Raw genomic sequence first — 13973 nt, 5'->3', positions numbered from 1 at the left:
AAGTTTAGATTATTTTGAGTTAAGTTTGAGTGGATGAACCCGATATCTTGCAAAAGATGTCGGGTTTGTTTTTTTTAAACCATATAAGTTATATAAGTTCATTTAAATGTATTGCGGTTTTTTTTTAAATGCATAATTTTTTAACGCAAAGTGCGCAAAGATTTTTACGCAAAGGACGCTAAGTTTTTTTGATATAGATAGCATTTACAATGCGTAAAGTTCGCAAAGCTTTGTGTTGATTGGATTTGTTTGTTTAACGCATAATTTTTAACGCAAAGTGCGCAAAGGTTTTTTGATGTAGATTGTGTTTAGAATGCCCAAAGTTGGCAAAGCTTTGTGTTGATTGGATTGCTTATTTTAACGCATAATTTTTTAACGCAAAGGACGCTAAGCTTTTTTGATATAGATTGCGTTTAGAATGCCCAAAGTTCGCAAAGCTATATCAACACAAAGCTTTGCGAACTTTGGTTTTATAAAAACCTACCTTATTAAAAAAACTTAGCGCTCTTTGCGTAAAAATCTTTGCGTTCTTTGCGTTAAAAAATTACCCGCATAGATCAAAACCTGAAACAAAAACTCAATGTTTATAAAACTTAACATGGTTTCCAAAGCTGTACGTTGCAGCTAAAGTTGGCCCATTATAACCCCATTTAAAGAAACCATCAATTCTTGGTTTAGTTACGTCGAGCCTGAAATTTAAACCCGTATAACCTGCCGTAAGACTGAAATTTTTATAAACGTTATATAAAACCGATAAATTATAACTGATAATTCGGCCGTCGATATCATTTATTTTAAGAGCAAAATAATTTATATTCGCATATAAACCCACTTTTTTTCCAAGTACAAATTCACCCCAGATTCCAACATCAGGTAAAGGAGCGGTGAAATCAACATTATCTCTGTATGATGCCTCTATCGTATTTCCTACAAGTCCTATTCCAACATCAGCTAGCATTACGTGCGCACCAATCAATAAACCAAGTTCGTATTTTGGTTTAGATATTATGGCATATCCATAAGCAAATCGAATCATTTGATTGTCTAAAAAAGCAGAAACTCTTGCGTCAACCGGATAAGTATGGTCCTGAAATTCAATTTCTTTTTGAAGTGTTTTTTCCGAATTTCTTTTTAAATAAAAGTACTCCAGATTAAAGCGGGATCTTCGGGAAGCGCGCCATTCAAAAGCGCCAAAAAAGGAAACCGTATTTGTTTCAAAACCTAAATCTTTTTCAAAATCAATATCAGTTCCAATTCTTCCGCCTGTTCCATTAACTTCGACTTCGGTATTGTTTACGGGAAAAAATACACCAGCGGTTGCTTTAAATCGCCTTCCATGCCACGGAAGATCATCTGCAGCATAATTCTGAAATTCATCTGAACTATTTTTTACAGTAGTTAAAGTATTTTCGTCTGTTATTTCGGCGGTTGTCTGTGCATTTGCCGAAAAAAAGGAGAGAGGAATTATCAAAAAATAAACTAATTTTTTCATGGTATTGAGGTTTTAGGTTTATTAATGAGATTACAATCATTAAAGTTAACAAAAAAAATCATTAAAATTATTTTTTTTGAATTTTATTTATTTGATTTTCAGGTATGTAAAAATATAGTTATCAGATAATACTTATTTATAAAGGAGATTTAAACACCTTGTACAGACCAAAAATTAAGATTGAGTCTTGTCATTGCCATTGCGATTGCTTATATTTGAGTATAACCCTTAAGATATGAACAAAGCTTTAAAGCAATACCTCGTTAAGTCTTTTATCATTTTAGCAGTAATTCATTTATCCTATTTTTTATATGGCTATTTTACTTTTGAAGGAATTAAGAAAATTGATATTTATTCAGAGTTTTACCGATTTAAGTTTTATGATGATGTATCGATTTCCCACTTTTTTATAAGCGGTTTATTTTTGCTTTTCTTTCTTATTTTTTTATTGAAGAATCATGCAAGACAACATTATTCTTTTGGAAAAATCCTGAAGATTGGTTTTTTCTTATTACTGATTTCGTTTGTGAGTTTAACCTTTTTTATCAGTTTTAGTTTTGGACAAAATGCAAAGCTGAAAGGAGAATTATCAGAGAAAAGTTATAACAAAGACAAACAATTACTGAATGTTTTAAACCCGTTTTTATATAATTCAAGCTCCTATTATTCAGAGAAACTATTTAATTACGAGAATATCTTATATCCAAAACCTTATCCCGTAATTAAAGAAGAAAAACAAGAATTGATTTATCATGATCAATTTGGTACAGTAACGACTTATTACAGTATTGATACGCTAAAAGTCTTAACCGAAACTTATAATAAAGTTTCTAAAAAAGCAGATTCAATTTTCGATTTTGTCGGACTGGATGTAAATATTGTAAAAGACAGGATAATCAAACAAACAGTTATTGGAGACAGCACAGAAATCGTATTTAAAGGAACCGAAGTCAGTCCTGAATATGATAAAGATATTTGTATTTTCATTGAAAACAAATCGCTTTATAAGCCTGTTAATGGTAAATCAGTTGAAAAGCAGCAATATGAAGCTGCTGTAAAACGATATAATTTGTTGTATAAATTCAAGCAAGATTCGTTGACAAAACAGTTTCAAAAACTCGATACTTTATTTAAAAAATATAATATCGAGACACATATTGTTCCTCAAAAATTAACGTCTCAAGTTTTTTATTACGCTAAAAATCAGGAAAGACGTTTAGAAGGAATAGAAAATTACTTTGACAGAAAAGCCCTGAATGAAAAATTCCAGACTTTAGAACGTTATTTATACCAGCCAAATTATTTGCACCCAAATATTTTGCCTATATTTTTTATTGTAGTTGCGATAGTTTGGTTAGGCCTGTTTTTGTTTTATATTCCTTTTAATTATATGAAAGGTAAGAAGTTATGAGTTATAAGTTATAAGGCTTTTAAAATAATTTAATTCATTGACGTTCCTGCAAGGTTTTCAAAACCTTGTAGGTATAAATGTTCCAAGTAAATTGACATGATATAGAAACCTACAAGGTTTTGAAAACCTTGCAGGAAACGAAAAATCGTTTAATCGAGAGAATCTAAAATCCCTTCCTAAACTCTATTATAATCTGCGCGCCAGTGCACGATAGCTTTTTTTATGGCGTCACCTGTCAGGTTATTTTTTAATGCATCCTCAAGTAACGGAAGAAATTCGTCATCTGGAGCAAATCGTAACGCAAATATTTGATCATCCGTTAATTTATGTTCAAATTCTTCCAGTCTTTTACCCGTTAATGTAAAGTAGCGATAACGAAGTTCTAAGCGTACAATTCGGTTTTGTAAAATAAGCGCATAATGCTGGCGAAGCATATAAGCAAGGAAAAATAAAAACACAAAAACAACGCTTATAAAAGACCAAATAAGAGTATCATTTGTAGTAGAAGCAAAGTAAATACTAAATACAAGAAATACCGTTAAAACAGGATAATACACAAAATGGTGCGGAGTGTAAAACCGAATATGATTGTAGTAAGTTTGAATTTTCATAATTGGAATTTTATGTTAAATGTAAAAAAAAAGAAAGCTACCCTAATAATTTAGAATAGCTTTTTTCTCAAAAATAAACTAACATAACCAATGTTCTCTTTATAATCTAAACTTGTAAAAAGTTTGTCTTAATAATATCTATAATTTTAAAAAGCCTCTTCTTCATCAATCCTTCTAAACCGGGGCTTTGATTTCTTAATTGTAAAATTATAGCACGTTGAGAAATTTCGTGTTATATTTTAAAGTTCAAAAGTTATATTATTCCAATATTTAATGTTTTTTAAATAATTTCTTCAATAACTTTCCATTCCTCTAATTTTGATTGAAATGATTTGCCGGCGTTTGCCGGACTTGTGGACGGAAGTGTAATTAAGATATATTCTTTTTTTAGGTGTACATATTTTTTAAAGAACGCTGCTGCTTTTTGTCCGTTAAATAATATCGTATTTATTTTGGGATGTTGTTTCAGGAATGTCTCAAAATCATTGGCAATTTCATTTTTTATAGCACTGTCTAAACTTCCTACGCGGTCGCAATATTGCAAAACATCCCAAAGCGCAATTTTGTTTTTCAGCAAAAGCGCTTTTTTGGTTTCATAATCATTCGAAAAATCCTCATTAAAAATAGAAAACAAAAACTTCCAGAAATTATTCTGATTGTGTCCGTAATATTGATTGAGTTCTAACGATTTTGTTCCGGGCATTGTGCCTAAAATCAGAATTTTAGAATCACTTGAACTTATAGGAGAGAAGGAGTAGCTTTTCATTGATTGAATTAAGAAATATTTTATTTGAGTTAAACTTATATAGATAAGTAATTATAAAACAATTGTAGAAAATTATATAACATTTTTGGTTTGTGATTGAGCGAACTTTGAACATCTGCTTTTTTAAACGAATATGTTGGTTTAAGAATCATTTAAAATTACAGAATTTAAATCGAAACAAAATGAAAATAGTTACTATACATACAGAGAAAATTCAAGACATATTTGAAGAGTTGAATAAAAACTTCGGCGGAAAAGTAACTTTTGACGTTGATGAATATACACTTGAAGTAAATAATAATTTTGCAAAAGGCTCTATTAGCGGTGCTTCATTTAATGACAATATTTCTTATGTTCAGTTTGATATGACTTTTTCAGTTGATTTAAAACTGAATATTAATAACGGAATTTCATCACCATTATATTTTGCTTATTGTTCTAAGGGAAATCTTTCGCATAGTTTTGGGGTTCATGGTGAAGAACATAAACTAAAAACTTTTCAAACAGCGATTGTAACTTCAAAATTAAACCAGGATAATGTTTTGCTTTTTGAAAAAGATAAAAAAACAAAATTCACTTTAATAATTGTAGGAACACAATCAACTCAGGCAAATTCTTTAAACCAAATGGTTAGGGAAACATTTTTTGAAGAAAACCTTAATGGAGAATTCTTTTATGCCGGTTCATACAATTTAAAAATTGGTGAAAAAATCGAACAGTTAAACGCCGTAACACAAACCGGAGTAGTTAGAAATTTATTGAAAGAAGGTATTTTAAGAATCATTCTGGCAATGGAAATCCAACAGCATACAGACGACTTAAATTCATTTTCTAAAGAAGCAAACTGCTTAACTTTAAGAGAAATGGAAGAAATAAAAGAACTTTCAGAAACTATAAAAGCAAATCCGGAAGAACCTTTTACCATTAAATCATTAAGTAAAAAATCAGGTTTATCGCCAAATAAACTTCAGGAAGGTTTTAAAATGATTCACAACAGAACCGTAAACGATTATATCACGCACATGCGAGTTCTAAAAGCCGAAATCCTAATAAGAACATCAGACTTAAATATTTCTGAAATTGTGTACTGCATTGGTTTTACAAGCAGAAGTTATTTCTCTAAAATCTTCAAACAAAAATTTAACTGCAGTCCAAAAGAGTATAAGTTTAATTTGAATCCGTTGGCAGTAACAGCCTAATAAAGTTGCTGAGGTTCTAAGATACTAAGGTGCTAAGTTTTTTTTCTTAGCAACTAAGAAACTTAGTCGCTTAGCATCTTAAAAAAAATTAATGTCGTTAGCTATTAAGCAAGATATATATACAAAACGCTAAGATTCTGAGTCGCTGAGGTTTTAAGTTTAACTTAAAGGCTCCAAACTTAGAATCTTAGTTTTTTTTTTTGAGATGCTGAGATTCTAAGTTTCTAAGATGCTAAGATTTTTAGTTCCGAAGTTTTCCATGTTTTACTCAGCGTTCAGTTACTATAAGTTTTCAAATACTAAGAAAAAAACTTAGAATCTTAGCATCTCAGAATCTTAGCAACTAAAAAAAAATCTTTTGCCAAAAAGATTTTTTTTATACATTTGCATAACTGGTTATATAATTAATTATAATATGGAATTTTTCAACAAAGTAGGTAAAGCGGCTTTAGGAAGTCGTTTACGATTAATGACTGCGATTATAACAGATGATGCTTCTAAAATTTATGAGTTATACGGTGCAGATTTTGTTCCGAAGTGGTTTCCTGTGTTTTATACGCTGGCAGAAGAAAGAGAATTAACGATTACAGAAATTGCAAATGAAATTGGACATTCGCAGCCTTCGGTTAGCAAGATTATTCAGGAAATGACAGCTGCGGGATTGGTTCAGGAAAGTTTGAAAACAGATGATAAACGAAAAAACAATGTCGTTTTGACTGCTAAAGGAATTTTGCTAGCGAAAAATATCCAGCAGCAATTAAAAGATATTGATGTTGCGATAGACGGTTTAATTGCCGAATCTAAACATAATCTTTGGGCCGCGCTTGAGGAATGGGAATTTCTATTAGAGCAAAAATCAATGTTTAAAAGAGTAAGCGATCAGAAAAAAATCCGCGAAAGCAAAGATGTCAAAATCGTAGAATACAAACCGGAATATCAGGAAGCCTTTAGAGCCTTAAATGTAGAATGGATTTCAACGTATTTTGAAATGGAAGAAGCCGATTATAAAGCGCTGGATAATCCCGAAGAATATATTTTAAACAAAGGCGGAAAAATTCTTGTGGCTTTATATGAAAACGAACCCGTAGGAGTCTGCGCCCTTATCAAGATGAACAATCCGGAATACGATTTTGAAATGGCGAAAATGGCCGTTTCACCAAAAGCACAAGGTAAAAATATCGGCTGGTTATTAGGACAGGCAATTGTTGCAAAAGCAAAAGAACTTGGAGCAAAAAAGATTTATCTGGAAAGCAACACGATCTTAAAACCCGCCATAAACTTATATTATAAATTAGGTTTCGAGAAAGTTTTTGGTCTGGAAACACCTTATAAAAGATGTAATATTCAAATGGAACTTAAAGTTTAAGAAAGTTGCTAAGTTTCTAAGATGCTGAGATTCTAAGTTTTTAGATGCTAAGAAAAAACACAGCATCTTAGCATCTTAGAAACTTTTTCAGCGTCCAAACCTATAAAAATCTAAATCCGGATTTTTTTTATTTTTTATAGAATCAACAATTGAGTTCATTCCGATTACGCTGAAAGTGATTCCGTTGCCTCCGAAACCTAAAACGTAATGAATATTTTTTTTCGGGTCTGGTTTTCCAAAATAGGGAAGGCCATCTTTAGTTTCGCCAAAAGTTCCCGCCCAGGAATAATCTAATTTGAATTGTACATTCGGGAATCGTCTTTTAAACTGACGCATTAAAGAAGCTTCTTTTTTGGGAATCAGTTTATCACGTTTTCTGGCATCTCTGAATTCTTCATCACCGCCGCCCATAATAATTCGGTTGTCTGCGGTGGCGCGATAATAATAATACGGAGAAGAAGTATCCCAAATAACCGCATTTTTTAAAATTGTAGGTAATTCAGGAACGATTTCAGAAGCCAGCGCATATGTGCTTTTTAAATCAACGATTTTTTCTTCAATAGTTTCAGTGCTTTCATAACCGCTGCAATACACAACATGATCTGCAGTTATCGTACATTTATTTTCGGTGTGGGCAATGCATTTCCCTTTTGTAGTCTGGACAGAAGTAATATTCGTTCTGTCAAAAATCTGCATTCCGTTTTGATGGCAGTAAGACAATAAATCGTTTGCCAGTTTAAACGGATCCATAACTGCGGCAGTTTTAGATTCGATTGCTGCAATGGCGTTTAAACCCATTTTTTCGAGCTCATATTTATTGAGCCAGGTTACATCAAAATCGCGCTGTTTTCGGGCTTTAAACTCGTTCTTTAAAAACGGGATATCTTTTTTATAGGATGTAAAATAAATACTTTTTTTGAACTCAAACCCGCAGTCACTTTCTACGGTATCAATTATATTTCGCAAATCAAAAATAGCTTTCTTACCATTTCTGTAACTGTCTACGGCACATTTTTCGCCTCGTAGTTTAATCAGTTCGTGTAACGGAACATCAATTTCATATTGAAGCAAAGCGGTACTGGCGGCCGTGCTTCCATTTGCTACGTCGCGGCGGTCAACTAATACTATTTTTTTTCCTGCGGTAATTAATTTATAAGCCATTAAAGCCCCTGTTATTCCTCCGCCAACAATCAAAATCTCAGTTTTAATATCAGAATCAATGGAAGGATAACTGGTATTCATGGCACTTATAAGAGGCCAAAAGGTTTCTGTAGAGCGTAATTTCATTTCTTAGTCGTATTTCGTGAAGCACGATGTTTAGTTCTGTTTTTATCTTTGTACTCATGCTGAGAATGCGCTTCGGTCAGCGAATGAGAAGTTCGGATGCTTTCGTCTTTCTTTGCAAGTTCAGCCAGGTGGCGATAAAACTTCTGGACAATAATCATTTCTTCTTCTGTCATATTTTCAATATCAACCAGACTATTGCTTGAATGTTCATTTGAAGCCACGAGTTCGTTTAGTTTTAACTGAATTGCCAGCGAATCTTTGTTTTGTGCTTTTTGAATTAAAAAAACCATCAAAAAGGTTATGATTGTTGTTCCGGTATTAATAACCAGCTGCCATGTTTCAGAATAATCAAAAATAGGTCCCGAAACTGCCCATGCTAATACAATAACAAAAGCACTTATAAAAGCTGTTGTGCTTCCGGCAGCTTTAGACGTTTTTGATGCAAATTTTTCAAATGTGCTTCCGCCATTTTGTTTTTTCTTTTTCATTGCCTTATAAATTAGGTTTTCTTTTTGCTGACTTTTTCTTTTTTAATCACTTTATTGTTCTTCTCATCATAAACAGCGTCGTAAATTTTCTGACCTGTTTTACTGAAAATTTTAATTTTAGGATCTTCATGAGTTCCGGTTATTACGATTGGAAAACCAATTATTCCGCCCGGCGGAAGCCCTAAACGCATACGTAAATCCAGCAATCCGTCAAAACTGGTAGTTCCTTTAATGGTAGGTCTAAAACTCGCCACACTAAAAGTAAAAGGCTCAATATGAATTAAATTATTATCAATGTTTGATTTGATTTCGATTCCTTCCATTTTGGGATCGCCTAAACCATCTTGTCCTGTTTTAGAACTTACACCTTCAAATAATTTTAAACCTTTAATTTTTACATCACGCAGATTAATAGTTCCGCCGCCTTCAAGTGATTCGTAAATAGGTCCCATATTTCCGTTTAAATCGCCTTTAATTTTATAATCAACAGAAATAATTCCCTGCGCTTTTTCTGCCGACGTAACCATATCATGAAACATTGGAATTTCTTTGTATGCACGCTGAACGCTGAAATCTTTGGCATTAAAATGTGCATCAAAATGAGCTGTTGTTGGCGTCTCATCTTTGTATCCGGCATTAATGCCAACAATACAATCGATAATATTAAAAGTGGTATTTTCTAAATATAAAGCGCCTTTGGAAATCCCTACTTTTCCGGTAAGCTTATTTAAGTTCAATCCGTTATATTCTACTTTATCAGCATTTGCGGTAAGCGAAACATTTAAATTTTTAGGAACCAAAACTACACCGCTCATTTTTGGGTGGTCTTCTTTAGCATATTCTACTTCGAGTTTTCGGTCTTTATTTTCACCTTTTTCCAGTGCCATAAATTCATCAACATTGATCAGTTTTGATTTTAGGTTGAAGTCTCCGCTTAAAGTTCCATGAGATTCAAGGAAATAATTAATCGTATTGAGAAGATATCCGTTAATATCAAAATCAGATTTCCCATATGATGCATAGAATTTTTCAAACCACATTTTTTCATTTTGAAAACGGAAATTTCCCTGTTTGATAAAAAAGGATTTCGGAAATAATTCTGATGTTGCTTTAATGTTTTTCAACAGGATTGTTCCGCGATTATCCAGTTTATTATATTGTCCTGTTGTGGCGTAACTTTGTTTTCCTTTAAGAGATAAATCAGCTTTTGCGTAACCTGTTACATCAAGGCCTTTTTGAGAAAATACCTGATAGATTCGGCCAACATTCAATTCGCCTTTAATTTTTGCATTATAAGCCAAATCACTAAAATCAGATAAAGTGGCGTTTACATACATTGGATTTCCTTCAAAAACAAATGATGCAGGCGCAACGGCAACGATCAAATCTTGGAAAGTTCCGGCTTTGTTCAAGACATTGGCAATAAAAGTAATATCAGTAATTGGGTTAGGATAGGAGTCTGTTTTCAGCCAGCCGTTTCTAAGCGAAATACCGCCAATTGTTTTGGGAAATAATTTTTTTGAAGTACTAAAGAGTCCTCTCGCCTGAATGTTGGTTTTTAAAAGCCCTTTTAATTCCACAGTATTTAAACCTATTGCAGCATCGACAACGGCAAGATCAAGCGCACCTTTTACACTTGCGTTGATGTTCATTTCGCTTAACCCTTTACTATGTAAATAGGCGTTGAAATAATCTTTTTCGCCTACTTTAAAACGCAAAGTCCTAAGATTTACGAGCAATTGTTCTGTATCAAGAGAAGGCAGAATCGCGTTCAAATCCATTTGAAAATCAGTCAACGGAACGGGCGCGTTTTGATAATTAATCGCTCCGTCTTTAACTTTTAGATTAAAAGCTAAATTGGGTTTCTGTTTTTTCGAAACGTTATAATCTCCTTTAAAAGAAAGTACTAAATCACTTTTTCCTGAAATTTCGGTTTCATCAAGCCAAGTTAAATATTCCGGTGGCATTACAGAAAGTAAATCTTTTACAGTTGTATTTTCTGAAGCGGCTTTAATATTTATTTTATAACCGTCTCTTAAAATGGTAAATAAACCGGTAAAGGTTAATGGCAGCTTATTAATCTGTAATTCATTTTTTTGAAGAATAAATGAAAGTGCGTGTGTGTTGATTCTGGTAATTAAATCAGCGCGTACGGCTTTTTTTCTAAGATAAGCTGTTCGGTTATAATAGAAATCTAAGGTGTCAATTTTAGCATCGGTATTTAAGTCAAAAATATCTTCGCTTAGATTTCCTTTTCCGATATAATTAAAACCTTTTGCATCGACCAGAATTTTAGCCGAGCGATCATTGTATTTAACATGACAGTTTTCTAAATCAATTCGTTCCAGTTTTATTGCTGTTCCTTCTTCGGGAGCATTTGGATCTTTTTTTTCGTCTTTTCTGTCTTCTGGCGCGACATAAATATTGTAATTGGCTTGTCCTTTTTCGTTGACCATTACATTTATCAAAGCATTCGAAACGTATAATTTGTTGATTTTAACTTCACTGTCAAAAATCAGTCTTTTTAAATTTATCCCAAACGCAACCTGATCTGCTTTAAGTAAAGTATCACTGCTAAAAGGTTTAGAACCTGTCATCGATATATCATCAAGTGAAACAGTAAGCGATGGGAAATGGGTAAAAAACGAAAGTTTAGATTTCGAAAACTCGAGTTTTGTGTCTAAACGTTCGTTGGCAATTTTTTTAACTTCTGAGGCTACTTTTCCGGGAAATAGTAATGGAACCAAAAAAAGTAACAGCAGGATTCCTGCTATTACTATTCCCGTCCATTTGAGTATTTTAAGGCTTATATTTTTAAACGAAGTTTTCATGGCGTAGAGTTTTACTATTTCTTTTCAGCCTCTTTCTTGGCTTCTTCAGCTTTTTGCTTGTCTTGCTTTTCTTTCTCTTCTTTGGCTTTTTCCTGTTTTTCTTTTTCTTCCTTGGCTTTGGCTTCTTTTTCTTTAGCCGCTTTTTCCTGCTGTTCTTCTTTTTTCTCTTTTATTTCTTCTTTCTGTTTTTCTTTTTCCTTTTCTTTTTTCTTAAAGTAACCTCTAAAAAGGAAATTGCTTTTTGCGGCTTCCATATTTTCGCTGAAACCTTTTGTTCCGGTTTCTAAATTTGAAAGCGTATTCGAAACGCTGTTTGCCATTTTATCATCGCGGACTAATCGTGCCAATGCTCCGTTTCCGTTATTCATACTATGGCTGAAAATCGCAAGTTCATCAGATATAACGCCTACATTATCAACGCTTTTCTTAACACTTTTCATAAGGTCAGCCATCTCTATTCCGTTTACAGAAGCAATTGCTCCGCCATTTTCAACTATTTTCTGGGATTTTACTCCCGGAGAAATGGTTAAAACTTTATCGCCCATTAATCCGTCAGAACCAATGCTGGCGCGCGCATCTGTTTTTATAAATTCGCGGACTTCATCTTTTATGACCATCGATACTACAACCGATGAGTCATTTATTAATCTTATTTCTTCAACGGTTCCTATATTAATTCCTGAAAAACGGACGTTGTTTCCAACTTCTAAACCGCTTACCGTTTTAAATTTTGAGGTTAGGTTAAATGTTGAGCCAAACAGATTTTTTTGTTTTCCGATGAAATAAATGGCCATTATAAAAAGCAGCAGCCCAACTGTTACAAACATTCCTAATTTCCAAGTATATCCAGATTGCTTCTCCATGATTTCTAGTTATTTATTTTTGCTGTTTATTCAAAAAATGAGCGTACCCATTCGTCTTCGTCTTTTTCTAATTCTTCGTACGTTCCTTCGGCGTGAATTACGCCGTCTTTAAGCACCATAATTCTATCGGCAGTTAATTTGGCGCAGGCCATATCGTGCGTAATAATGATTGATGATGTTTTTTGTTTGTTTTTGATATCCAGAATTAATTCGCTGATTTCTCTTGATGTAATGGTATCTAAACCCGTTGTAGGTTCATCATACAAAATGATTTCCGGTTTTAAAATCAGGGTTCTTGCTAAACCAATTCTTTTTCTCATCCCGCCTGATAATTCTGCAGGCATTTTTTCGATTGCATCGCCTAAACCCACACTTTCAAGTGCTTCCAGAACTTCTTTTTCTACTTCTTCTTCGGTTAAATCTCGTTTGTGTGCACGAAGCGTAAAAGCAAGATTTTCTCTAACCGACATAGAATCGTATAAGGCGCCGCTTTGAAATAAGAATCCAATTTTGACTCTCATTTTGTTTAATTCATCTTTAGAAAGAGCAAGTAAATCTTCGTCAAAAACTTTTATTTCGCCTTTGTCAGGTACAATTAAACCCACAATACATTTTATGGTTACCGATTTGCCTGAACCGGAACGCCCTAAAATCACTAAATCTTCTCCTTTATTTACGGTAAGACTTACGCCTTTTAAAACCGTATTATCTTTGCCAAAAGTTTTATGTAAATCCTTAATCACAATGATTGGGGTCTTTTTTTTATCTTTTGATTTTGGTTCGATATTTTTTTCTTCTTTAATCATTTCAAATAAATTAAATCGGTTAATTGTACTGCCACCATATCAATAATAAATATGCTTAAAGAAGCTGTAACTACGGCTGAGTTTGCAGCACGTCCCACACTTTCTGTTCCGTTTGCGGCATTAAATCCTTTATAGCATCCAATCATTCCGATGAAATAGCCAAAGAAGAAAGTTTTTACCGTCGCCGGAATTAGATCTGAGAATTCTAAAGACTGAATAATCTGCGTTAAATAGCGATAGAAATTAACGTCGCCGTGAATGTTTATTCCGGCGTAACCGCCAACAATTCCAACGGCATCAGCAAAAATTACCAATAACGGAACCATTAACGTACAGGCTAAAATTCTCGTTACGACCAAATAATTATAAGGATTAATAGCCGAAACTTCCATAGCGTCTATTTGCTCCGTTACTTTCATAGAACCTAATTCGGCTCCAATTCCCGACGAAATTTTTCCGGCGCAGATTAAGGCCGTAATAACGGGCGCAATTTCTCTAATTAAGGACAGTGCCACCATTCCGGGAAGCCAGCTTTCGGCACCAAATTTCACTAAAGTTGGTCTGGATTGAAGCGTGAGCACTAATCCCATAATAAAACCTGTGATTGCCACCAAAGGCAATGACTTATAACCGATGATGTAACATTGTTTCAAAAACTCTTTAGCCTCATAAGGAGGAACAAAAACCTCCTTAAAAAACCTCTTGGCAAACAATGTTGCATCTCCAATTTGTGCGAATGTATTTTTTAGGCTGAGAATCAAAATGTTTAGTTTTTATAGTTAGGTGTAATTTGAAAATCAATTATTTAACAGTTTATGGTACTTTTTAAATTATATATGAAAGTTACTTCTAT

Annotated in this window: 12 protein-coding genes; 3 read left to right on the top strand and 9 right to left on the bottom strand. The window is 33.3% G+C overall.

All coding sequences use genetic code 11. The annotated features are described in order from the left end of the window. Positions 1–577 precede the first annotated feature (577 nt). Complete coding sequence (locus FLAPXU55_RS04535; RefSeq protein ID WP_180856763.1) at positions 578–1492, bottom strand: hypothetical protein; 915 nt, start codon at positions 1490–1492, stop codon at positions 578–580. A 235-nt stretch (positions 1493–1727) separates the two neighbouring features. Here FLAPXU55_RS04535 and FLAPXU55_RS04530 point away from each other — a divergent pair, with 235 nt between their 5' ends. Further along, complete coding sequence (locus FLAPXU55_RS04530; protein ID WP_180856762.1) at positions 1728–2903, top strand: hypothetical protein; 1176 nt, start codon at positions 1728–1730, stop codon at positions 2901–2903. Positions 2904–3079: 176 nt separating this feature from the next. Here FLAPXU55_RS04530 and FLAPXU55_RS04525 read toward each other — a convergent pair whose 3' ends face one another. Both FLAPXU55_RS04525 and FLAPXU55_RS04520 read right to left on the bottom strand, forming a co-directional pair. Continuing rightward, entirely contained in the window at positions 3080–3514 is a 435-nt protein-coding gene (locus FLAPXU55_RS04525) for a DUF6526 family protein (RefSeq protein ID WP_053474433.1), read from the bottom strand. A 280-nt stretch (positions 3515–3794) separates the two neighbouring features. Then, positions 3795–4280 carry a DNA-deoxyinosine glycosylase gene (locus FLAPXU55_RS04520; protein WP_180856761.1) on the bottom strand — a complete coding sequence of 162 codons (486 nt, stop codon included), beginning with the start codon at positions 4278–4280 and terminating at the stop codon, positions 3795–3797. Between the two features lie 182 nt (positions 4281–4462). On the opposite strand from FLAPXU55_RS04520, the gene FLAPXU55_RS04515 reads away from it, so the two are divergent. Then, complete coding sequence (locus FLAPXU55_RS04515) at positions 4463–5479, top strand: helix-turn-helix domain-containing protein (RefSeq protein WP_053474435.1); 1017 nt, start codon at positions 4463–4465, stop codon at positions 5477–5479. Positions 5480–5894: 415 nt separating this feature from the next. After that, on the top strand, positions 5895–6845 hold the full coding sequence (locus FLAPXU55_RS04510) for a bifunctional helix-turn-helix transcriptional regulator/GNAT family N-acetyltransferase (protein ID WP_180856760.1): 951 nt from the start codon (positions 5895–5897) through the stop codon (positions 6843–6845). Between the two features lie 87 nt (positions 6846–6932). Here the strand turns inward: FLAPXU55_RS04510 and FLAPXU55_RS04505 are convergent, their stop codons facing one another. The 6 genes from FLAPXU55_RS04505 to FLAPXU55_RS04480 are packed head-to-tail and all read right to left on the bottom strand — an operon-like array spanning position 6933 to position 13881. Next, on the bottom strand, positions 6933–8132 hold the full coding sequence (locus FLAPXU55_RS04505; protein ID WP_180856759.1) for an NAD(P)/FAD-dependent oxidoreductase: 1200 nt from the start codon (positions 8130–8132) through the stop codon (positions 6933–6935). Then, a complete protein-coding gene (locus FLAPXU55_RS04500) occupies positions 8129–8620 on the bottom strand; it encodes a low affinity iron permease family protein (RefSeq protein WP_180856758.1) in 492 nt (163 codons plus the stop codon). The genes FLAPXU55_RS04505 and FLAPXU55_RS04500 overlap by 4 nt, the downstream gene beginning before the upstream one ends. A gap of 11 nt (positions 8621–8631) precedes the next feature. Beyond that, entirely contained in the window at positions 8632–11451 is a 2820-nt protein-coding gene (locus tag FLAPXU55_RS04495; protein WP_180856757.1) for an AsmA family protein, read from the bottom strand. Between the two features lie 14 nt (positions 11452–11465). Next, a complete protein-coding gene (locus FLAPXU55_RS04490) occupies positions 11466–12314 on the bottom strand; it encodes an MlaD family protein (protein WP_053474440.1) in 849 nt (282 codons plus the stop codon). Between the two features lie 26 nt (positions 12315–12340). Further along, a complete protein-coding gene (locus FLAPXU55_RS04485; RefSeq protein ID WP_053474441.1) occupies positions 12341–13120 on the bottom strand; it encodes an ABC transporter ATP-binding protein in 780 nt (259 codons plus the stop codon). Then, the gene (locus FLAPXU55_RS04480) at positions 13117–13881 is read right to left on the bottom strand and encodes an MlaE family ABC transporter permease (RefSeq protein ID WP_053474442.1); all 765 of its coding nucleotides are present in this window, start codon (positions 13879–13881) and stop codon (positions 13117–13119) included. The genes FLAPXU55_RS04485 and FLAPXU55_RS04480 overlap by 4 nt, the downstream gene beginning before the upstream one ends. Positions 13882–13973 lie beyond the last annotated feature (92 nt).

This window comes from Flavobacterium panici, assembly GCF_903819335.1.
GTDB classification, from domain to species: Bacteria; Bacteroidota; Bacteroidia; order Flavobacteriales; family Flavobacteriaceae; genus Flavobacterium; species Flavobacterium panici.
This window is presented reverse-complemented; position numbering and strand designations above follow the sequence as displayed.